The 21,855-nt window shown below is 39.5% G+C and carries 23 protein-coding genes, 2 pseudogenes and 1 other annotated feature; of the genes and pseudogenes, 19 read left to right on the top strand and 6 right to left on the bottom strand.

Features of this window, described 5'->3' with window-relative positions:
• Positions 1 to 150: 150 nt before the first annotated feature.
• The 5 genes from TR08_RS26555 (at position 151) to minD (ending at position 4,233) form a co-directional block, all read left to right on the top strand.
• Positions 151 to 1,173 (top strand): rod shape-determining protein, encoded by a 1,023-nt coding sequence (locus TR08_RS26555; RefSeq protein ID WP_045523428.1) that lies wholly within the window; start codon positions 151 to 153, stop codon positions 1,171 to 1,173.
• Positions 1,174 to 1,206: 33 nt separating this feature from the next.
• Positions 1,207 to 2,091, top strand: a complete 885-nt coding sequence (mreC, locus tag TR08_RS26550) for a rod shape-determining protein MreC (protein ID WP_045523427.1) — start codon at positions 1,207 to 1,209, stop codon at positions 2,089 to 2,091.
• Positions 2,088 to 2,606, top strand: a complete 519-nt coding sequence (gene mreD / locus TR08_RS26545) for a rod shape-determining protein MreD (protein ID WP_045523425.1) — start codon at positions 2,088 to 2,090, stop codon at positions 2,604 to 2,606. Before mreC ends, mreD begins: the two co-directional genes overlap by 4 nt.
• 141 nt (positions 2,607 to 2,747) lie before the next feature.
• Positions 2,748 to 3,428 carry a septum site-determining protein MinC gene (gene minC / locus TR08_RS26540; RefSeq protein WP_045523423.1) on the top strand — a complete coding sequence of 227 codons (681 nt, stop codon included), beginning with the start codon at positions 2,748 to 2,750 and terminating at the stop codon, positions 3,426 to 3,428.
• A 1-nt stretch (position 3,429) separates the two neighbouring features.
• Positions 3,430 to 4,233 carry a septum site-determining protein MinD gene (gene minD, locus TR08_RS26535; RefSeq protein ID WP_045523421.1) on the top strand — a complete coding sequence of 268 codons (804 nt, stop codon included), beginning with the start codon at positions 3,430 to 3,432 and terminating at the stop codon, positions 4,231 to 4,233.
• Positions 4,234 to 4,297: 64 nt separating this feature from the next.
• Here minD and TR08_RS26530 read toward each other — a convergent pair whose 3' ends face one another.
• The 3 genes from TR08_RS26530 to TR08_RS26520 form a co-directional block, all read right to left on the bottom strand.
• Entirely contained in the window at positions 4,298 to 4,744 is a 447-nt protein-coding gene (locus TR08_RS26530; protein ID WP_045523419.1) for a hypothetical protein, read from the bottom strand.
• Positions 4,745 to 4,774: 30 nt separating this feature from the next.
• Positions 4,775 to 5,155: an adenosylmethionine decarboxylase gene (gene speD / locus TR08_RS26525; RefSeq protein WP_052427643.1), complete on the bottom strand. Its 381-nt coding sequence runs from the start codon at positions 5,153 to 5,155 to the stop codon at positions 4,775 to 4,777.
• Positions 5,156 to 5,304: 149 nt separating this feature from the next.
• Positions 5,305 to 7,074: a spermidine synthase gene (locus TR08_RS26520; protein ID WP_045523413.1), complete on the bottom strand. Its 1,770-nt coding sequence runs from the start codon at positions 7,072 to 7,074 to the stop codon at positions 5,305 to 5,307.
• 273 nt (positions 7,075 to 7,347) lie between these two features.
• Between TR08_RS26520 and TR08_RS26515 the strand changes: the two genes are divergently transcribed.
• From TR08_RS26515 to pheA, 10 genes are all read left to right on the top strand, one after another.
• Positions 7,348 to 8,133 carry a M23 family metallopeptidase gene (locus tag TR08_RS26515; protein ID WP_045523411.1) on the top strand — a complete coding sequence of 262 codons (786 nt, stop codon included), beginning with the start codon at positions 7,348 to 7,350 and terminating at the stop codon, positions 8,131 to 8,133.
• Positions 8,126 to 8,992, top strand: a complete 867-nt coding sequence (locus TR08_RS26510) for a M50 family metallopeptidase (protein WP_045523409.1) — start codon at positions 8,126 to 8,128, stop codon at positions 8,990 to 8,992. Before TR08_RS26515 ends, TR08_RS26510 begins: the two co-directional genes overlap by 8 nt.
• 44 nt (positions 8,993 to 9,036) lie before the next feature.
• A complete protein-coding gene (locus tag TR08_RS26505) occupies positions 9,037 to 10,497 on the top strand; it encodes an Rne/Rng family ribonuclease (protein ID WP_045523407.1) in 1,461 nt (486 codons plus the stop codon).
• Positions 10,498 to 10,545: 48 nt separating this feature from the next.
• Positions 10,546 to 10,626: a sequence feature (ribosomal protein L21 leader region), on the top strand.
• 12 nt (positions 10,627 to 10,638) lie between these two features.
• Positions 10,639 to 10,947, top strand: coding sequence for a 50S ribosomal protein L21 (gene rplU / locus TR08_RS26500; RefSeq protein WP_045523405.1), 309 nt, complete (start codon positions 10,639 to 10,641; stop codon positions 10,945 to 10,947).
• 12 nt (positions 10,948 to 10,959) lie between these two features.
• Positions 10,960 to 11,289, top strand: a complete 330-nt coding sequence (locus TR08_RS26495) for a ribosomal-processing cysteine protease Prp (protein ID WP_045523403.1) — start codon at positions 10,960 to 10,962, stop codon at positions 11,287 to 11,289.
• Between the two features lie 12 nt (positions 11,290 to 11,301).
• Complete coding sequence (rpmA, locus tag TR08_RS26490) at positions 11,302 to 11,595, top strand: 50S ribosomal protein L27 (protein WP_045523401.1); 294 nt, start codon at positions 11,302 to 11,304, stop codon at positions 11,593 to 11,595.
• A gap of 213 nt (positions 11,596 to 11,808) precedes the next feature.
• Positions 11,809 to 12,339 (top strand): sporulation initiation phosphotransferase B, encoded by a 531-nt coding sequence (locus tag TR08_RS26485; protein WP_045523399.1) that lies wholly within the window; start codon positions 11,809 to 11,811, stop codon positions 12,337 to 12,339.
• A 43-nt stretch (positions 12,340 to 12,382) separates the two neighbouring features.
• A complete protein-coding gene (gene obgE, locus TR08_RS26480; protein ID WP_045523397.1) occupies positions 12,383 to 13,672 on the top strand; it encodes a GTPase ObgE in 1,290 nt (429 codons plus the stop codon).
• A 94-nt stretch (positions 13,673 to 13,766) separates the two neighbouring features.
• On the top strand, positions 13,767 to 14,222 hold the full coding sequence (locus tag TR08_RS26475) for an ACT domain-containing protein (protein WP_045523396.1): 456 nt from the start codon (positions 13,767 to 13,769) through the stop codon (positions 14,220 to 14,222).
• A gap of 56 nt (positions 14,223 to 14,278) precedes the next feature.
• Positions 14,279 to 15,133, top strand: a complete 855-nt coding sequence (gene pheA / locus TR08_RS26470) for a prephenate dehydratase (protein WP_045523394.1) — start codon at positions 14,279 to 14,281, stop codon at positions 15,131 to 15,133.
• A gap of 33 nt (positions 15,134 to 15,166) precedes the next feature.
• On the opposite strand, the gene TR08_RS26465 is transcribed toward pheA, so the two are convergent.
• Positions 15,167 to 15,706 carry a transcription repressor NadR gene (locus TR08_RS26465; RefSeq protein ID WP_045523392.1) on the bottom strand — a complete coding sequence of 180 codons (540 nt, stop codon included), beginning with the start codon at positions 15,704 to 15,706 and terminating at the stop codon, positions 15,167 to 15,169.
• Between the two features lie 42 nt (positions 15,707 to 15,748).
• Positions 15,749 to 16,879: an IscS subfamily cysteine desulfurase gene (locus tag TR08_RS26460; RefSeq protein ID WP_045523390.1), complete on the bottom strand. Its 1,131-nt coding sequence runs from the start codon at positions 16,877 to 16,879 to the stop codon at positions 15,749 to 15,751.
• Positions 16,880 to 17,001: 122 nt separating this feature from the next.
• On the opposite strand from TR08_RS26460, the gene nadB reads away from it, so the two are divergent.
• The 4 genes and pseudogenes from nadB to safA all read left to right on the top strand — a co-directional run.
• Positions 17,002 to 18,576 carry an L-aspartate oxidase gene (gene nadB / locus TR08_RS26455; RefSeq protein ID WP_045523388.1) on the top strand — a complete coding sequence of 525 codons (1,575 nt, stop codon included), beginning with the start codon at positions 17,002 to 17,004 and terminating at the stop codon, positions 18,574 to 18,576.
• The gene (nadC, locus tag TR08_RS26450; protein WP_045523386.1) at positions 18,545 to 19,396 is read left to right on the top strand and encodes a carboxylating nicotinate-nucleotide diphosphorylase; all 852 of its coding nucleotides are present in this window, start codon (positions 18,545 to 18,547) and stop codon (positions 19,394 to 19,396) included. The genes nadB and nadC overlap by 32 nt, the downstream gene beginning before the upstream one ends.
• 1 nt (position 19,397) lies before the next feature.
• Positions 19,398 to 20,495, top strand: a complete 1,098-nt coding sequence (gene nadA / locus TR08_RS26445) for a quinolinate synthase NadA (RefSeq protein ID WP_045523384.1) — start codon at positions 19,398 to 19,400, stop codon at positions 20,493 to 20,495.
• A 97-nt stretch (positions 20,496 to 20,592) separates the two neighbouring features.
• Positions 20,593 to 20,790: pseudogene (safA, locus tag TR08_RS33480) on the top strand (SafA/ExsA family spore coat assembly protein); the annotation flags it as partial.
• 197 nt (positions 20,791 to 20,987) lie between these two features.
• Here safA and TR08_RS34125 read toward each other — a convergent pair.
• A pseudogene (locus TR08_RS34125) lies at positions 20,988 to 21,284 on the bottom strand (pentapeptide repeat-containing protein); the annotation flags it as partial.
• Positions 21,285 to 21,855 lie beyond the last annotated feature (571 nt).

The raw sequence follows: 21,855 nt of genomic DNA, 5'->3' as shown, positions 1-21,855 counted from the left end.
ATTTTTTTTGACGTTGGGATATAATAATGTTTATGATTTTTTAGGACATCTTTCGTGTTAATCATATAAATTTACTAGAAAAACACATGATGATTGAAGGTATATTCACTTATCTTTTGGAATTATCGTATCAGAAAGGGAGATACAACTATGTTTGGAATTGGGACTAGAGACCTTGGTATTGACTTGGGAACGGCAAATACCCTTGTTTATGTTAAAGGTAAAGGGATTGTATTAAGAGAGCCATCAGTAGTGGCCATGCAGACAGACACGAAATCAATTGTTGCGGTTGGTAATGACGCGAAGAACATGATTGGTCGTACACCAGGAAATGTGGTTGCGATGAGACCCATGAAGGATGGAGTCATTGCGGACTTTGAAATTACTGCAGTCATGATGAAATACCATATTCGTCAGGCAATAAAAAGTAAGAGCATTTTCTCCGGTAAGCCGTACGTAATGGTATGTGTTCCATCTGGAATAACGGCTGTTGAGGAAAGAGCTGTTATCGACGCAACACGTCAAGCTGGTGCTAAGGACGCCTACACGATTGAGGAGCCATTTGCAGCGGCAATCGGTGCAAACCTGCCTGTATGGGAACCAACTGGCAGTATGGTTGTCGATATTGGCGGTGGTACAACCGAAGTAGCGATTATTTCTTTAGGCGGAATTGTTACCAGTATTTCGATTCGCGTTGCCGGTGATGAAATGGACGATGCAATTGTTACATTTATCCGAAAAAATTATAACCTCATGATTGGTGAACGGACAGCGGAAGCGATTAAGATGGAAATTGGTTCTGCAGGTGACTCTGAAGGTATCGATAATATGGAAATTCGCGGACGTGATTTATTAACTGGTTTGCCAAAAACAATTGAAATCACAGCGAAGGAAATTGGTGCTGCCTTAAAAGATACGGTCTATGCGATTGTAGAGGCTGTAAAAAACACATTAGAAAAAACACCGCCAGAGCTTGCTGCAGATATTATGGACCGAGGAATTGTCTTAACAGGCGGAGGTGCCCTGCTTCGAAATCTGGACAGGGTAATTAGCGAAGAAACTAATATGCCTGTACTTATCGCTGAAAATCCGCTCGATTGTGTAGCAATCGGTACTGGAAAGGCGTTAGACCATATTCAATTATTTAAAAACAAAGCGAAAGAATCTCGTTAACAAGAAAAGCATAAAAAATAGAGGTGTATAATCATGCCACAGTTCTTTTTGAATAAACGACTAATCGTTTTGCTGGTAAGCATTATTGTTCTCGTGGCATTGATTGGGTTTTCGTTAAGGGAGAGAAGTAAACTATCCTGGCCGGAGCAGTTCTTAAAGGACACTGCTGGCTGGGTTCAATCCCTGGTTTCAAAGCCTGCTCATTTGGTTGCAGGTTTCTTTGAAAATCTTCAGGACTTGCAAAATACATATGAAGAGAATAAAGAATTAAAATCACGGATGGAGAAACTTGTTAGCCTTGAAGCACAGGTACAGGAGCTGGAAAAGGACAATAAAGAGCTGCGTGATATTCTCGGTGAAGAAGAGACCCTGAGAGATTTTGAACCTTTACAGGCAACAGTAATAGGTAGAAACCCTGATCGTTGGCATGAAATGATTATTATCAATAAAGGAAAAACAGACGGTATTAAAAAAAATATGGCTGTTGTCACGGCGCATGGCTTGATTGGCAAGGTAAAAACAGTCAATCAATTTAATTCAACAGTCCAATTGCTGAGTGCAATGGATCCAAAGAATCGGATTTCTGCTATTGTGCAAGGTGATACGAATGTATTTGGTCTTGTTGAAGGCTACGATAAAGAGAAAAAAGCATTATTAATAAAAGCGATTCCTTCTGGGGTGGAAATTAAAAAAGGACAAAATGTCATTACCTCTGGTCTAGGCGGTGTCTTTCCTCAGGGCTTGCAAATTGGTAAAGTGATTGAGGTTAAGCCTGACCAATATGGATTGAATCAAACGGCATTAGTAGAACCAGGTGCGGATTTTTACGATTTGGAAAATATCATTGTGATCACACGATCAATGGCTCAGCCTAAAGAAGAGGATATGAGCGGTGAAGGGAAGGAGGAGGATTTGTGAAGAAATTCCTACTTCCTCTTTTGTTTCTATTCCTTTTCTTATTAGAGAGCTTATTCGTACAATATATCCCTCCTGAAATATTTGGTCGCAACCACATTTTGGCGCCTCATTTTCTGTTTGGAGGTATATTGTTTCTAGCCATCTATGCCGGCAGAAAATATGGAATCATTTATGCTGCTATTTTTGGACTTTTATTTGATATTGTTTGGATTGAAATTATTGGAATTTACTTTTTCCTATTTCCATTCATTACGTACCTTATTTCGAAAATCATGCATGTGCTCCAGACGAATATTATTGTCGCATTTCTAGTGTCTTTAGTGGGGATTGCCTTACTTGAATTTGGTGTCTATGAAATGGACTTTTTACTCCATATCACAACGCTTGAATTTATGAGTTTTATGGAGATGCGTTTTTATCCTTCACTCATTTTAAATGCAGCTTTCCTATTGATTGCAGCTTATCCTTTAAAACGTCATTTTGAAAGTTTTGCGGAAAGCTTACGAGATGAATGATATTTGTATTTCTTTTTAAAAAAGGAGAATACACAAAGCGTGTCGAATTGTATAATAAAAGTAAAAGTGTGTCTATGAATTAAAAAGATGCCTATTTCCATAGCACTTTGTGTTTCTTATTATTTGAGGTGAGTTTTCTCCATGAAAAAGCGGCAAAATGTTACGATAAAAGGTACGAAGGATGGAATTGTCCTTCATCTTGATGATAGCTGTTCCTATGAGGAGCTGAAAAAGGAGCTCGACGAAAAACTTTCGGCAAACCAAAGCACTCATACTGAGCGTCATTTAACCCCTGTTAAAGTCGATGTTGGCAATAGGTACTTGAATGATGCTCAGCGTGAAGAAATAAAAAATCTCATTCGTCAAAAAAAGAACTTAGTGGTCGATGATATTGAATCCTATGTCGTCACAAGAGAAGAAGCAGATAAACTTAAAGCCGAAAACGAAGTCGTTACCGTAGCTCGGATTATTCGTTCTGGGCAAGTATTAGAAGTCCCAGGTGATTTACTGCTTATTGGAGATGTAAACCCTGGTGGAACTGTAATTGCAGGCGGCAATATATTTATCATGGGTTCTTTAAAGGGAATAGCTCATGCAGGAGTTTTTGGAAATGATCAGGCGGTTATTACTGCTTCAAGTATGCAGCCATCACAGCTGAGGATTCACGACTGTATCAATCGTGCACCCGATAAAGCCCAAAACAAGGAAAAACGTGAAATGGAATGTGCTTACATCGACGATAACCATCAAATCATCATAGATAGATTGCAAGTTTTAATAAATTTAAGGCCTAATTTAAATAGATTCGAAGGGGGACATTAATGTGGGAGAGGCAATAGTAATTACATCCGGTAAAGGCGGCGTCGGAAAAACCACGACTTCTGCTAATATTGGTACAGCGTTGGCCCTTCAAGGCAAAAAAGTATGCTTAGTGGATACGGATATTGGCCTTCGAAATTTAGATGTCGTAATGGGGCTGGAAAATCGAATTATTTATGATCTTGTGGATGTAGTAGAAGGAAGATGTAAAATCCATCAAGCACTCGTAAAGGATAAAAGATTCGAAGATTTATTGTATTTGCTTCCAGCAGCGCAAACAGTTGATAAATCAGCTGTTAAGCCAGAACAGATGCACAAACTCATTAATGAACTTAAGCAAGACTATGATTATATTATTATTGATTGTCCTGCTGGAATTGAACAAGGCTTCCAAAACGCCATTGCTGGGGCAGACCGGGCAATCGTCGTAACCACTCCTGAAGTTTCGGCTGTACGAGACGCTGATAGAATTATTGGTCTTTTAGAGAAGGCTAATACGATCGAGTCACCGAAATTAGTGATTAATCGAATTCGAAACCACATGATGAAAAGCGGAGATATGTTAGATGTGGATGAAATCACCGCACATTTATCGATTGAGTTAATTGGTATTGTTGCAGATGATGAGGAAGTAATTAAAGCTTCCAACCACGGCGAACCGATTGCCTTAAATCCAAATAGTAAAGCGTCTATCGCTTACCGAAATATCGCTAGACGTATTCTAGGGGAATCGATTCCATTGCAGCCACTAGAAGACACAAACAAAAGCGTCTTTGGTAAAATTAAAAAATTCTTTGGCGTTCGTTAAATAAACAAGCCTGTCCACTAGATAGTGGACAGGCTTTTTATTATAAATAAAGCACAATTTCCTTTTAATATTCCAGTAAATAAACCGTGAGTGCGGCTCTATTATATCGTGGTGGTTTCCCTCTTGGCACAAACGTATCAGCAATTAAAATACCGATCGCATCTCCAGCATTTAAAAAAGCTTGAACCGTTATTCCGGTGATGGTGCTTATACCGTTTGCATCGAAGGTAGAACCTATCAGTGGATCAGATCCATCAGGAAGTCGGTTGATGTTGAAAACGGCAAATTGTTCTTCTTCTAAAATAACGGATACATCTGCTGTGATCTGATAAACACCTGACTTGTAAACTGTAATTCTATTTGCTGCAATATCAGGTCTAGTATTTTGGTAGGGTCCGGCTATAGTAAAATCGATTAGGTTCCCAGCCGCAAGTGGGACATTCTTGCCATAAGGGTAATCTTGTTTATATAATGATCCATAAGTAAATGGCTTTACATTTTTGGTTCTCATATTTTTCCACCTTGGTTAAATATGCAAATGTCAACTGCCTAATTCTTCACACTTAATAAGTTGAGGATATGAAACGCCTCGGGAAATGGAGTATACCATTGCTTGCTTTGAAGACAATTCCTTAATAAGAAATTCTACTTGAGATGTAAGTTCTAGAGTTCCACAAGTATAAAAATCTAATGAAACATACTTCTCTTCTGGCCATGTATGAATAGATAAATGAGAAGTGGATAAAACCAGTACTCCTGTTACACCTTGTGGCTCAAATTGGTGGAAGTAACAGTATAATATCTCCATATCTGCACCAAGAGCCGCCTTTTTACACATTTCTTCTAAAAATTTGATGTCATTTAAATGAGTAGAATCGCACATAAATGCATCAATGATAATATGCTTTCCTTCTATGGTCAAAGTCCCATCATTCCCCTCCGTTTTCCTTTATAAGTTATCGTATGGGATTTATGGAAAAATAAATTGTACGGTTGTCCAAGTTTTATAGAAATAATAAAATTTCCAAAAAGGTGCTCTACTCATATTCAGAGTAGAGCCTTTTTGGTAAGTTACCTTCGTAGTTCTTGTTTATAAATTTCTTGTAGTTTTAGGTTTGACAAGGTATTCATATGTGAATTCTCTCGAACCGACCGGGATTTTGATGGAAAGCTAAATAAGCTGGACAGGTCTTCCGGGAGTGTTTGATTCGGGACAAATACTTTTCTGTTCAATGATTGCAGCTGCTTTTTTGAGGCCAAGTGAAAGCCCCAATCCCCAAATGAAGGAACATCGGTATGGTAGCTCCTGATATGCATTCCAGTCCCTTTAAGTGATAATCCAATACTCCAGTACACAAATGGAGCATACCCTGGTGAATGAGATTGACAAACTAAAATGCCATCTTCCGTTAGTAAATTGGATAATTGGCTGAAAAATTCTACCGTATACAATCGGCTCAATAGTTCATCACCTGGGTCTGGCAAGTCCACAATGATGACATCATAAGGTTCCTTTTGTTCTTTTTGAAATACCTGGATATCTTTCTGATGGACGGATACCCGTTTATCATGGAGTGCTCTTTTGTTTAGGGATGCTACTTTAGGTATATTACGGGCGATGTCGATCATTAATGGATCGAGGTCTACTAAGTCAATATGCTTAACATCTTGATATTTAAGAACCTCGCGAATGGCAAATCCATCCCCGCCACCTGCAATTAGAATACGTTCCCTTTTTGGAACCATGGAAAGTGCCGGATGAACAAGAGCCTCATGATAGATTTTTTCATCTAAAGAACTAAATTGAAGCTGCTTGTCTAGATACAGTCGCACATCATTTGTCTCCAACACTAATACACGATCTCCCTTTGTTCCGCCTTCATATAGTACTCGATGGGAATTGGAAAGCAGATGACGAAGTTCTTTCATGTCTTCCGGATCTTGCACATTATTCGGAAGGAATCTACATAGGCGTAAGCACTTTAATGAGTTGACAACAGCTTGTTTTTTGTATGACATTAACTGCTGCGAAAAAGTAAACCATGTTTTTATGTTTTTTGGTAATGAACGGTTTGGGGTATTTATTTTCTCTCCACACCACTTTAGAACTTTCTTCCCGGCAAGGTGAAATCCACAGTCTCCAAACCATGGAACATTAACATGATAGTTAAGAGTGTGAAGGGAAGCGCTTTGTATAGTTTTTTCAATACTCCAGTAAACCACCGGGGTATCTTCAGGTGATGCGGACTGTGAAACCAATATACCGTCATCGGTTAGGAGATTGGATAATTTTCTATAGATTTCTGTTGTATACATTTTGCTTCTTTCCTTGGCTTCTGGATCAGGAAGATCCACGATTATCACATCAAATGGCTGCTGTTCTTTCTTGAAGAAGTCATGAATGTTACTCTTGATAATTTGAACACGTTTATCAAAAAAAGAACCTTCATTTATTTCAGAAATTTCTTGTGTTTTCTGCGCAGCTAAAAGGGTTTCACCAGGTAGGGGCACGAAACTAACATGGCTTACATCTGCATATTTGAGGGCTTCGCGCAATGCCATTCCGCATTCATCACCGATGATTAAGACACGTTCGTGCTTGTCTGATATGACAAAAGCCGGATGAACAAGAGCTTCGTGAAAAATCCGTTCATCCAAGCTATTCCACATTAATTGATTGTTCCAGTATAAACGGATATTCTTCGTTTCTATCAAAAGCACGTCCTGGTATGGACTCTTCCCCTCAAAAAGAATTTGGTGAGGACCAGATAATAGTTGGTTCAGCTCAATGAAATCGTAAATATCCCCGCGATAAGAATGATCTTTGTGACTGTTAGACAAATATATTCACCTCTAATTGTAAGTTACAGTCATTATATGGATAAGCCAAAAAAACGTGTGGCTTATCCACAAATTCATGGAAGTTTCATTTTATAGGTAGGCAATTGTCCATTTTTTAGTTGTTGGGTGTTTGTAGTTAAATGGAAATATAGGTATAAATGTACAAAGACTTTTGAAAAATGTACAAAACCTAAAAAAGTTATGCCGGAGTCATACTCTCTGAGACAACCACATAGACTTGTACAAAAAGCTGTCTAAAGGTTGGTGGGTATAATGCGGTCTACACCAGAGGAAATACGGCGACGAATCGCAAAGCGAAAAAGAGAGAACAGTTCACCAGGAAAAGGTCCTGAACGAGAAATTACTTGGCCGGGGGAAGATGAAAAATACGGTTTTAATCATTTTTCTTCTTATGAAGCCGGTAAGGACGATGTTGTCCATCCTTTATTTAAGAAGGAAGTTTTCATCTTCAAGATCCTGGCATCCGCACTATTATTTCTTGTGATTGCTATTATGTTCCGAGAGAATTCTGCAACATTTGCTCCAGCAAAGGATTTTGTGATGAAAACAATGGAGCAGGATTTTAAATTTGCAACCGTGTCTAAATGGTACGAGGATCAATTCGGTAAGCCATTAGCTCTTCTGCCGTTTACGGAAGAAGAAAAAGGTGGGCAGGAAAACGTAGTTGAGAAAGACCATGATATACCTGTTTTTTCAGGAAAGGTCCTTGAAAACTTTGAGAAAAATGGACAGGGTATCATGATTGAAACCGAAAAAGGGGCACGCGTTGAAGCGATGAAAGAAGGGAATGTCATGTTCGCTGGCGTAAAGGAAGATACGGGTAAAACCGTCATCATCCAGCATGCTGATCAAACACAGTCCACCTATGGTAATCTCGATGAAATAAAAGTTAGTTTATATCAGTTTATTGAAACAGAAACTGTCGTGGGTACAGCCTTAGAATCAACCGGAGAAGACAAAACGAAGGGCACGTATTATTTTTCCATTAAAAAAGGCGATGATTTCATCGACCCGATTCAGGTGATTCGTTTTGAATAGAGTCATATATTTATTACAACACGTTCATATCCATCCATTGTTATGGATTGTCATCGCGTTATCTATTGCTACAGCACATTTCCTCGAGGTATGCCTTTTAATCGGCATTATTTTCATCCATGAAATGGGGCATGCTGCAGCGGCTTCTTTTTTTTCATGGAGAATAAAAAAAATCACCATCCTTCCGTTTGGAGGGGTGGCTGAAATGGAGGAGCACGGGAACCGGCCGTTAAAGGAAGAGGCCATTGTTGTCCTTGCAGGACCGCTTCAGCACATCTGGATGGTTGCGCTAGCATACACATTATTTTCCTTTGAGGTAATTCCTGAAGATTTGTACCTATTATTTTATCACTACAATATCATGATTTTTATCTTCAATCTGTTTCCGGTTTGGCCGCTGGATGGCGGAAAACTGATATTTATGCTCCTATCCTTAAAAAAATCATTTCCAATTGCACACCGATTAACCTTAATCATCTCCTTTTTCAGCATTGGAATCTTTTCGATTCTTACGCTCCTATCGGCACCAGAGCAAATAAATGTCTGGATTATCGTAGGATTCTTATTGTTCTCGCTCTATCATGAATGGAAGCAGCGTCGATATATTTTTATGAGATTCCTACTTGAGCGCTACTATGGCAAAAAGAGCGACCTCCAAGCCTTGAAACCCATCCAAGCAAATGAACAAGACTTGTTGATTGATGTGTTAGAAAAATTTCAACGAGGCTGTAAGCACCCGATTATTGTTGAGAGTAATGGCAAAGAAAAAGGGATGTTGGATGAAAATGAACTGCTGCACGCTTATTTTTCAGAAAAACGGTTAACAGATAAAATCAGTGACCTTCTCTTTTCTTACTAATTAGGTATAATAGAAACAATTAGAACAAAAGTGAGGATGTTGGTTTGGAAAAGTTAATTGTAAATGCAGTTTCAAGAGAAAAGAGATTTGCTTACGTTCGAAATAATACAGTTGAAGAAATTATTTTTGACCGACCAGAGCAACGATCTCTGGTCGGTAATATTTATTTTGGGACCGTAACCAAAGTTTTGCCCGGAATGAATGCAGCATTTATCGATATCGGCGAAGAGAAAAATGCCTATCTACATCGCGATGTGCTGGCTTCCTATGTATTATCACCTGAGCGGAGTATTGATAAAGAGAAGAAAAGTGTATCCGCCTTTGTTCATCAAGGCGAAAAGCTTTTGGTTCAAGTAGATAAGGATGCATCAGGTCCCAAGGGTTCAAGAGTAACGGGAATTATTGAACTTACTGGAATGAACCTTATTTATATGCCACAAGGGCGCTATGTTGCGGTTTCTAAAAAAATTGTTGATGAAAAGGATCATCTTCGAAGTTTAGGCATGAAACTGAAAAGTGAAGAGGAAGGGCTTATTTTTCGTACTTCAAGTACTTCTGCAACTGAAGAGGAAATGGTGAATGAATTAAATACCTTGCGAAGTCAATCAGCTGATTTGCTGGAGAAAGCAGCTACACTAAAAAAGCCAGGAATCATCTATCAAAAAGATACTTTTACCCAAATGGTCCTTGATTCCTTCACGCAAATGACTTCAGGAGAAGTATTTGTCGATGACCTTCCATTAAAAAAATTAATACAATCAAGAAATCCTAATCTAAAAATCACCTATTATAATGGGAAAGAAAATATATTCACACATCATCGAATTGAGCATGAAATTGACAAGGCGCTAAAGCGAATTGTCTGGCTGGACAACGGGGCCTATTTAATCTTTGATGAAACCGAAGCCTTAACCATTATCGACGTCAATACTGGGAAGTTCTCTGGCAAAAATGATTACCAAGATACCGTGGTAAAAACAAATACGCTTGCGGCTATCGAAATTGCCCGCCAGCTTAAGCTTCGTGATATTGGTGGGATTGTTCTTATTGACTTTATTGATATGAAAAATGATAAGGACAAGCGATACGTTCAGGAAACGATAGAGAAACAATTTCAACAGGATAAGACGAGAACAAAGATCATCGGATTTACGGCACTTGGAATCCTCCAGCTAACAAGGAAGAAAACAAAGGTATCACTCTCAGAAGCCCTTCAGGTGAAATGTCATGTTTGCGACGGGACAGGAAGAATATTAAGTGCAGATACGATTGCATTCCGATTGGAGCGGGAGTTGTTAGAACACCGTAATGCAGATGATGAAGCAGTATTAGTTGAAACAACGAAAGAGGTAAAAGAGGCAATTACACCACATCTTGAAATGGTAGAAGAATGGCTGAAAATGAAAGTATATTTTTCGATTCAGCCTTCTGCGACACATTTCTATGTTGTAAAACAATTTGGGAGTCATGCTGAAATAGCGCAAAAAGCTGATGAACCCTATTGACACTTTCGCCTATATCATGATAAAATTTTCAATGTTATGTTTGTAGCACCCGTGCTACAACCGCACAGGACAGGTATTAAGTCAATGCGTAAGCATTAGCGCCTGTATATGGCGAGTCTGAGTTTATAAGGAGGTGCAGTTATGTACGCAATTATCGAAACAGGTGGTAAGCAAATTAAGGTAGAAGCTGGTCAAGCTATCTACATTGAAAAACTTAACGCTGAAGCAGGCGAAACAGTTACATTTGATAAGGTATTATTCGTTGGCGGAGAAAATGTAAAAGTAGGAAGCCCATTAGTGGCTGGTGCTACTGTTACAGCTAAAGTTGAAAAACAAGGCCGTGCGAAGAAAATCATCGTTTTCAAATACAAAGCGAAGAAAAACAACCGTAAAAAGCAAGGTCATCGTCAGCCATACACTAAAGTTGTTATTGAAGCAATCAACGCGTAAGGTGTTATCACGATGATTCAAATTACGATTAATCGTACTGAATCCAATTCGATTCAATCATTTGAAATAAGTGGTCATGCATTTTTCGCTGATCGGGGAAAGGATATCGTCTGTGCAGGCGCATCCGCAGTATCCATCGGTGCAATCAATGCTGTGCACGCCCTAACAGGTGTTACTCCTGAGATTGAGCAGGGAGATGGCTTTCTCCGCTGTGTAGTTCCAGATGAACTTCCGGAAGACATAAATGAGAAAGTGCAGCTTCTTCTAGAAGGTATGATCGTTTCATTACGGACGATTGAAGAAGAATACGGAAAGCACATAAAAATTACCTTCAAAAAGTAGGAGGTGGAATAAATGTTATTAAAATTAGATCTTCAGTTGTTTGCATCTAAAAAGGGAGTAGGTTCTACAAAGAACGGACGTGACTCTATCGCAAAGCGCCTTGGTGCTAAGCGTGCAGATGGTCAATTCGTAACTGGTGGTTCAATCCTTTACCGTCAACGCGGTACAAAGATTTACCCAGGTGAAAACGTAGGCCGTGGAGGAGACGACACTCTTTTTGCAAAAATCGATGGCGTTGTAAAATTCGAACGCTTTGGTCGTGACCGTAAAAAAGTGAGCGTTTATCCAACAGCTCAAGAAGCGTAAGCTTTCAGTGAAAACTCTAACCTGATTGGTTAGGGTTTTCTTTTTTAAACGATAAGGAAAAATTATCCAGATAAAACTCCAAATTGACCACCCGAAAATAGCCTCATAATACCTCAATTGGAAAACATTCGCACAAAATTGCTTACTCATGTGAACTTTTTTGATATACTAACAGAAAATAGTTTTTTCGACACTTAAGCTAGGAGTGCGATTATGGACAAAGAATGGGATATCGTTGAAGTGCTGCGGCACTCACGGCATGATTGGCTGAATAGGCTGCAGTTAATCAAAGGGAACTTGGATTTAAATAGAATTGACCGGGCAAAAGCATATATAAATGAAATTGTGATCGAAGCACAGCATGAGTCAAACCTCTCAAATTTTCACATACCAAGGTTTGCTTCCTTGCTCTTAAAATCAAATTGGGAGAGTCATTTATTTCAGCTAGAATATGAGGTACTAACTGATTATGTAGCTGTGGGAGTAAATGATAAAATTTTGTCGAATTGGACAAAATCCTTCTTTATTTGCTTGGATCAGGCAATTGAGGCCTTTCAAGAAAATCATTTATCAATAACAATTCAACCGCAATCAGATGGAGTTCGTTTCTTTTTTGATTTTAGCGGAATAATAATAAAAAAAGAACTGATTGAACAATTCCTGATCTCCTCGGAAATCGAGTGTGTAGTTAAGGAATTCTCAGAAAACGAACTGGGTTTAGAAGTCTTTATGCCGATGGTGTAAGCTTTTATTCCGTTCGTTTATCAGTCAAATCAGGAGGATTTACATGTTTGTCGATCAAACGAAGATTTACGTAAAAGGCGGAGACGGCGGTAATGGAATGGTCGCGTTTCGTCGTGAAAAATATGTTCCAATGGGCGGACCTGCTGGCGGAGACGGCGGTAAGGGTGCCGATGTTGTTTTTGAAGTAAATGAGGGTTTGCGTACGTTAATGGATTTCCGTTATCAACGCCATTGGAAAGCCCCACGTGGTGAGCATGGAATGTCCAAAAATCAGCATGGGAAAAATGCGAAAGATATGATTGTTAAGGTACCGCCAGGCACAGTAGTTATGGATGCAGAAACAAAAGAAGTCATTGCCGATCTTGTTGAGAATGGTCAGCGTGCAGTCATTGCCAAGGGAGGACGTGGAGGAAGAGGAAATTCCCGTTTTGCGACCCCTTCAAATCCTGCGCCAGAGCTTGCTGAAAATGGCGAACCAGGTCAAGAGCGCGACGTTATCCTTGAATTAAAGCTGCTTGCAGACGTTGGACTTGTTGGCTTTCCAAGCGTTGGAAAATCAACTTTATTATCAGTCGTTTCTTCAGCAAAACCAAAAATTGCTGAATACCATTTCACAACGATTGTTCCAAATCTTGGAATGGTTGAAACAGAGGATAATAGAAGTTTTGTAATGGCAGACCTTCCAGGATTGATTGAAGGTGCGAGTGAGGGTGTCGGACTTGGTCATCAATTTTTACGTCATATTGAACGGACACGAGTAATCGTTCATGTCATAGATATGGCTGCAATGGAAGGACGAGATCCTTATGAGGATTATCTGACCATCAATAAAGAGTTAGAAGAGTATAATCTCCGCTTAACAGAGCGTCCGCAAATTATTGTTGCCAATAAAATGGACATGCCGGAAGCAGAAGAAAATTTAAAGAAATTTAAAGAACGCCTTGAAGAGGATTTCCCGATTTTCCCGATATCGGCTTTGTCGAGAAAAGGCTTGCGGGAGCTATTATTTGCAATTGCAGATAAAATTGAGCAGACCCCGGAATTTCCCCTTGAGCATGAAGAGGAGGAAACGGGGGTCCATCGTGTTCTTTACAAGCATGAGGCAGATCCTGAAGCATTCTTTATAACAAGAGACCCAGATGGATCATTCGTCATTACGGGTGAAAAAATTGAAAAGCTGTTTAAGATGACGAATTTCCAAACGGATGAATCTATCCGTCGTTTTGCAAGACAGCTTCGTGGTCTCGGTGTTGACGAGGCTCTAAGGAAAAAAGGTGCAAAAAATGGGGATATCGTTAAATTATTAGACTTTGAATTCGAATTTGTTGAGTAGGTTTTAAAAGGACTTTGAGAAATTCTAGCTGAAGCGCCCCAAATAGGTCCCAATATGGGCGCTTACGCTTTTTCTAATCAGGTGGGGTATAGAGATGAAAAATGAAAAATTTGATAAAAAATTTTACTTAATAAGAGAAGACGTCTTGCCTGAAGCCATGAAGAAAACACTTGATGTAAAAGAAATGCTCGAAAGAGGCAAGGCAGAGTCTATTTGGGATGCGGTTCAACAGGTGGACCTAAGCAGAAGTGCCTATTATAAATATAGGGATACTGTATTTCCATTTTCCACGATTGTAAAGGAACGCTTAGTAACACTTTTTTTTCATCTTGAGGACCGTTCAGGCACACTTTCAAAGCTTCTCGGTGTAGTTGCTTCTTCTGGCTGCAATGTGTTGACGATTCATCAAACCATTCCACTGCAAGGAAGGGCAAACGTTACACTTTCACTGAATACCACCGAGATTTCTACTGATATTGATGAGCTGCTTGCAGAATTACGCAAGCTTGAATTTGTAGAAAAAGTAGAAGTGCTTGGAACAGGCGCATAATGATTGCTCATTTTTAGCAGCAGAGAGAGATTTTTTGTTAGGGAGTGTGTGAAATCATGAAAGTTGGTTTTTTAGGACCAAAGGCAACCTTCACCGAATTAGCGGTGAAAAAGGTTTTTCCTGGATTCGAGCATGAACCATATCGGACGATTCCTGAATCCATGGATGCGGTTGTCAGCGAAAAGGTGGAACTTGCGGTTGTTCCTATTGAAAATACACTTGAAGGAACCGTTAATATTACAATAGATTACTTGACCCATGTGGTTCAATTGCCGATTGTCGGGGAGATTACCATTCCGATTAAGCAGCATCTGATGGTGCATCCTGATAACAGTGAAAATTGGCATGATGTTAATAAGGTGTACAGTCACTCCCATGCAATTGCCCAATGCCATAAGTTCTTACATACTAAGTTACATGGGATACCTTATGAGAGTGTCAGCTCCACGGCTGCTGCAGCCAAAATGGTGATGGACCATCCAGAATTGCGTGTAGCCGCCATCGCGAATGAATTGGCAGCTGAAGAATATGGATTGTCGATTGTACAACGAGATATTCATGATTTTGACCATAACCATACCCGCTTTTTCGTTTTATCAGAAAAGGGACTGGATTTTGAGGAACTCAGCGGTTCATCCCATTACAAAACAACCCTGATGGTCACACTTCCAACTGACAAAGCTGGAACGCTGCATATGGTCCTTTCTGCCTTTGCTTGGCGGAAAATAAACCTTTCCAAAATTGAATCAAGACCGATGAAAACAGGAATTGGCAATTATTTTTTCATCATTGATTTGGAAATGAAACTAGATGAGGTATTGATTCCAGGCGCAATGGCCGAACTTGAAGCTTTAGGCTGTGGTGTAACATTATTGGGAAGCTACCCATCCAAAATGGTCGAATTAAACTAAAAGTACCGGGCATATGCTCGGTACTTTTTGCTTTTAATATTCAATTAAAAATCCAGCTTCCTTCAAAGCTGCTTCGGCATTGTCTAAGGTTTGTGTACTTGATGCAGCGATTGTATGAATGTGAATGCCGCCTGTTAATTCCGATAATAACGAGGCCTTTGTATTATGGATGTTATCCATAAATTGTTTCACTTCTTGGCGATTGGATACCATAATCGAGGCAGTTAAATCACCGTAAACTGCATGCTCAATTTTAACATCCTTTACCAATACACCATGATCCACCATTAAATTTAGCTCTTTTACTGTGTCATCCGGTGAGTGACTGCAGGCGATGGTCCTTTCGAATAATGGCATGCCTGTGTTTTGCTTAAAATACAAATAGCCTTGACTTGTGGCGATAATCGGCTCATCTTTTGCTTTAAGGAGCGTAATATCCCCAACAATCACTTGCCTGCTTACATTTGTTCGTGTTGCTAATTCGCTTCCTGTAAGCGGTACAGGGCTGTCTTTTAGCAGTTGCAGGATGAAAGCTCTCCTTTCATCGCCTAATATTTTCTTTTGCTCAGCCATAAATACCTCCTCGTATTCCTACTCTATATTCTAGCACAGTTTCTAGTTTTTAAATTTTTTTACGATATCTACAATAGTTTCTCCAAGCTTTACTACATCTTCCCTCTTGGTTGTTTTTCCAAAAGAAATACGGATAAATTCCTTCCCTTCTTGAAGGCTTAATCCTAATGCTTGTGTCACTTTTGCTGGAGCTTGCATGCCAATTTGACAGGCACTTCCGGTTGAAATCGCGAACCCATAGCGATTACATTCGAGCATCATCCATTGCCCTTCAATTCCAGAAATACGAAAACCAATGATAGATGGTAACTGCGAGTCTGAATCTGACTGATAAATATGCACAAATTCCTTAATTGGATCAAGCGCCTCCATCAAAGTGCCACGAAGTTCTAAAAATCTATCGTGACTTTGCCCAAGTTCGTCATTAATTTTTTGAGCAGCCGCAGTCATCGCCGCTATCGCTGGGACGTTTACGGTTCCTGGTCTGAAGCCTCTTTCATGTGATCCGCCTGGGAAAAATGGGCTCCAAGAAATAGCAGGGTTGATATAGGCGCCGCCTACCCCTTTGGGCCCATAAATTTTATGACCAGAAAAGGAACAGCTGCTGACAAGCGGGGCAATCTTTTTCAATTCAATTTTTCCAAAAGATTGAACAAAATCACTGTGAAAATGGATGTCATGCTCCCTGCAAATAGAAGCTATGTCTTCAATCGGCTGAATGGTACCTATTTCAGAATTAATGTGCTGTACTGTCACTAAAACCGTTTCAGGAGTAATGGTACGCTCCAATTCTTCTATGTCAATGAGACCTGAAGAATTAAGTGGTAAATAGGTAATACTGTACCCTTCTAACCTGTTAAGAACTCCATGGATGGAAGAGTGCTCAGCCATCCCAGCTATAATGTGCTTCCCGGGTTTTTTAGGAGCAGATAATAATGCCTCAATGGCTAAAAAATTCCCCTCGGATCCACCACTTGTAAAGTATAATCCTTTTTTATTAACTCCTAAAAGATTTGCCAGCTCTTCGCGGCAATTCTCTAGTAACTCCTGTGACTGTCCACCTATATCATGGAGGGAGCTTGAGTTCCCAAAATACTCAGTAGATGCCTGAACAAACACCTCTGCTGCTTCAGAATCTAACGGAGTGGTCGCCGCAAAATCAAAATATATCATTAGTAATCTCCAATATTAGTATTTTTGAACTTTGATAATGCTCTTTTAAAAAACTCTTGATAATAGTTTAAATCTATGTAAATATAGATGTCAAGACACCTGTTAATCCAGGAGGAGTCAATATGACAAATAATGATGTTTTAATTTTAGGAAGTGGGATAGCTGCGCTGCAGTTAGCCTCGCTTTTAAATAAGGATTTAAATGTGAGGATTCTCACAAAGGAAAAGGTAAGAACAGCCAATTCTTATCTTGCTCAAGGCGGTATTGCTGCAGCTATTGGCGAGCATGACCATCCAAGTAAACATATTACCGATACGCTTGAGGCAGGAAGATATCACAATAATCAAAAAGCCGTCGAGCAAATCATTCATGCCGCACCTGGGTTGATTAAGTTCATTACTGAACAAGGATCTGTTTTTGATAAAAATCAAAAAGGTGAATTGCTCTTAGGAATGGAAGGGGCACATAGCGAAAAGCGAATTGTTCATGGCGGCGGTGATGCAACAGGTAAAAATATGGTTGAGTTCCTTATCAGCACGCTGAAGGAAAATGTCACCATTGAAGAGGATGTTTTTGCTTATGAATTATTGCTGAATTCTGAAAATCGATGTATTGGTGTAAAAGCTAAAGGGTCGGATGGACAGATAAAGAATTACTATAGCAATAATACGATTCTTGCTACTGGCGGTTGTGGACAATTGTTCACCTATACCTCAAATGCCGATACTGTCAGCGGCGATGGGATAGCGATGGCCTATTTAGCTGGTGTTGAGGTGGTCGATATGGAATTTATTCAATTCCATCCAACACTCTTATATTTAAATGGTGAAACAAAAGGGTTGATTTCGGAAGCGGTACGCGGCGAAGGTGCCGTTCTTGTAACCGATGATGGCACCCCGATTATGGAAGGTGTTCATCCTCTCAAAGACCTTGGCCCAAGGCATGTTGTTTCGCAGAAAATCTATGAATATCTTAAAAAAGGCTACAACATATATTTAGATATTAGTAAAATTAAAAACTTTAAGCAAAGATTCCCGTCCATAACATCCATATGTGAGGAAAATGGAATTCAGTTATCAAAGGGGAGAATCCCAGTTGCTCCCGGCAGTCATTTTTTAATGGGAGGAATTAAAACAGATTTATTCGGAAGGACTTCTATAAAGGGGCTATTTGCCATTGGAGAAGCCGCCTGCACAGGATTACATGGTGCCAACCGTTTGGCAAGTAATTCTTTATTAGAAGGTTTATATATGGGAGAAAAGTTATCCTCATGGCTAAATGAGGCTGTATATGAAGATATCGTTGGGACAGAGATCAAGCGTCCATTTATCCCTCAAGAAAAAGTAATCTTACCAGATAGACAACAAATTAAAGATACGATGATGGAGCGGGTCGGAATTGTTCGAAATGAGGTCAATCTCAAGAACCAAAAAGCATGGTTAGATACGTTTAATGCCCACCAAATAAATGATCTTGATAATTATTCTTTAGAAGAGATGACGAAGATTTTTATGCTGATGATAGCAAATTTAATTACCGAAGCTGCTCTGAAACGAACAGAAAGCCGTGGAGGTCATTATCGAAGTGATTATCCGATGGAAGACGATCATCATTGGTTAAACAAAACCATTATTCATAAAAATAGCCGGGGAATGGAGACGAACCATGAATACATTGAAACTGCGCTCGCTACTTGAGCAATTTTTTATCGAAGATATTGGGGAACAGGACATTACAACCGATTTAATCTTTGCAGATGATACTAAAGGGGAAATTGTTTTTCTCTCAAAGGATAACGGAATTTTTTGTGGAGAAGAAATTATAAAAGCGGGTTTTAAACTTTTAAATAGTGATATTGAAACACAGGTTTTTGTGAAGGATGGTCAAGCCATTGAATATGGTCAGAAGCTTGCGACAGCCTCTGGAAAAATCGCAGATTTATTAAAAGGGGAAAGAGTTGTCCTTAACCTTGTCCAAAGAATGAGTGGGATTGCCACCCTTACACGTAAAGCTATTTCAACACTGGACAGTGGTCATACCAAAATTTGCGATACGCGTAAAACGACACCTGGCTTAAGAATGCTTGAAAAATATGCCGTTACCACCGGAGGAGGCTTTAATCATCGTTTCGGTTTATATGATGGCATCATGATTAAAGACAATCATATTTCGTTTGCAGGCTCAATTTCTCATGCAGTTGAAACGGTTCGAAAAAAAGCCGGTCATATGGTAAAGGTCGAAGTAGAGGTTGAAACAGAAGCCCAAGTTAAAGAAGCCGTCACTGCAGGTGCAGATGTGATTATGTTTGACAATCGTACGCCAGACGAGATTAAAGAACTGATCAAATTAGTTCCAGCTGGATTCATAACTGAAGCTTCAGGCGGTATTCAATTGACCAATTTAGCTGATTATCGTGATACAGGTGTTGATTATATTTCACTAGGATTCTTAACACATTCATATAAAGCACTCGATATAAGTGTCAAAGTTCTCTGGAGTAAAGGGGAGGAATTATAATATGAGTATTTTAGCGACTATGAAAATGAATAAAATGATTCCTGAAAAATACAAACAAATGTCCAAGGAAGAGTTAGAGGCTAGAGTGGTTGAAGTGAAAAACAAATTAGGCTCAAAACTTTTCATTCCAGGTCATCATTATCAAAAAGATGAAGTGATACAGTTTGCAGACGCCACAGGAGATTCTTTAAAACTCGCACAATTATCAGCTGAAAATTCAGAAGCAGAATATATTGTTTTCTGCGGCGTTCATTTTATGGCGGAAACGGCAGATATTCTTACAAACGAAAACCAAAAAGTAATTCTCCCAGACATGCGTGCAGGCTGTTCCATGGCTGACATGGCAGACCTTGATCAAACCGAAAAAGCGTGGGAAATCCTACAGGGAATCTTTGGTGATACGATTACTCCTTTAACATATGTTAATTCTACAGCGGCGATTAAGTCTTTTGTCGGCGCTCATGGTGGTGCGAGTGTAACCTCTTCTAATGCCGAGACAATGGTAAAGTGGGCATTTACACAAAAAGAACGGATTTTATTTTTACCTGATCAGCATTTAGGTCGTAATACGGCTTATGATTTGGGTATTGGCTTAGATGAAATGGCAGTTTGGAATCCAATTACAAATTCGCTGGAATACGGAGGTGATCCTTCAAAAATAAAAGTGATCCTTTGGAAAGGTCACTGCTCGGTACATGAGAACTTTACGGTTCATAATGTCCATGACACAAGGAGTCAATATCCTAACATGACGATTATTGTTCATCCTGAGTGTCGTCGCGAGGTCGTGGAATTATCCGATATGGCTGGTTCAACAAGTTATATTATTAATGCGATTGAAAAAGCGGAGCCAGGTTCTGAGTGGGCAATCGGAACGGAGATGAATCTTGTCAATCGACTGATTCAGAATCATCCTGATAAAAAAATCATTTCATTAAATCCACAAATGTGTCCTTGTTTAACGATGAATCGAATTGACCTTCCACATCTAGTGTGGAGCTTGGATACATTAGAAGATACAAATAATATTATTAAGGTTAGTCCTGAAATTGCTGAAAATGCAAAATTAGCGCTAGATAGAATGTTACAAAACGCATAATGATAGGATAGATGCAATTTTTTAAAATTGCATCTATTTTTATATTTAAAGGGTTGATTCATATTTTCCCGAAAAAAAGCATAAGTTTTTCTGAAGAATGTTAGCACTTTGCCTATCATCACATAGAATATATGGACTTATGCATAGGAGGGAAATCAGAGTGAAGATCCATATCGTACAGAAAGGGGATACTCTTTGGAAAATCGCCAAGAAGTACGGCGTGAATTTTGAAGAGCTGAAAAAGATGAATTCACAGCTCAGCAACCCTGATATGATTATGCCCGGTATGAAAATAAAAGTCCCAACATCAGGTGGAAATGTAAAAAAAGAAGCGCCTATGGGAACTAAGCCGGGGGCCACAATCAACTTAGGCGCCAAGAAAGAAATGCCGATTGCTGAGCAACCGTATACCAAAGAGAAACCAAAAGAAATGCCGATTAAAACAGCTCCAAAGAAGGAGGTTCCAATAAAGGAAGCACCAATTAAAGCAGCACCTATTAAGGAAGCACCAATTAAAGCAGCACCAATTAAAGTAGCACCTATTAAGGAAGCACCAATTAAAGCAGCACCAATTAAGGAAGCACCAATTAAAGCAGCACCAATTAAAGTAGCACCAATTAAGGAAGCACCAATTAAAGCAGCACCAATTAAGGAAGCACCAATTAAAGTAGCACCAATTAAGGAAGCACCAATTAAAGAAGCACCAATTAAAGTAGCACCAATTAAGGAAGCGCCAATTAAAGAAGCACCTAAAACACCATACACTCCAAAAATGCCCCTGCAAATCATCCCAGAAATCGATATTAACAACTATTATATGAACAATATGACCAATATGGGGGTAAAACAGCCACAACTGCCTCCAAAACCAGCAAACATACTTCCTGAAATAAAAGAACCGATAAAGGAAAACCCAGTCATGCCTGTACAAGAAGCACCAATGGCAAACCAGTTCCCTGTACAGCAGCAAATGTTACAAGATTATTGTGTACCTATTTCACCAATAATGCCTGGATCAGGATTTTGTCCGCCACCACCACAATGGTGTCCGCCGCCTCCTTGTCCACCAGTATCATTCATGCCATATCCTCAAGTTCAAGGAGTGGCAATGCAACAGGCACCTAATATGTTACCTTATCAACCTGGACCAATGCCAGGCGTAGCAGGTGCGCAATATATGCCACATGGATTTGATGATGAATCTTCATCCTTTATGCCGCAATTACCGATGACAAACCCAATGCAAGGAGGCTTTGATCAAATGCCAATGAGCGGACAAATGCCTGGAGGAATGGGTCAAATGCCAATGGGCGGTCAAATGCCTGGAGGAATGGGTCAAATGCCAATGGGCGGTCAAATG

The organism is Neobacillus niacini, from assembly GCF_000759675.1.
Classification (GTDB): domain Bacteria; phylum Bacillota; class Bacilli; order Bacillales; family Cytobacillaceae; genus Neobacillus; species Neobacillus niacini_A.
This window is presented reverse-complemented; position numbering and strand designations above follow the sequence as displayed.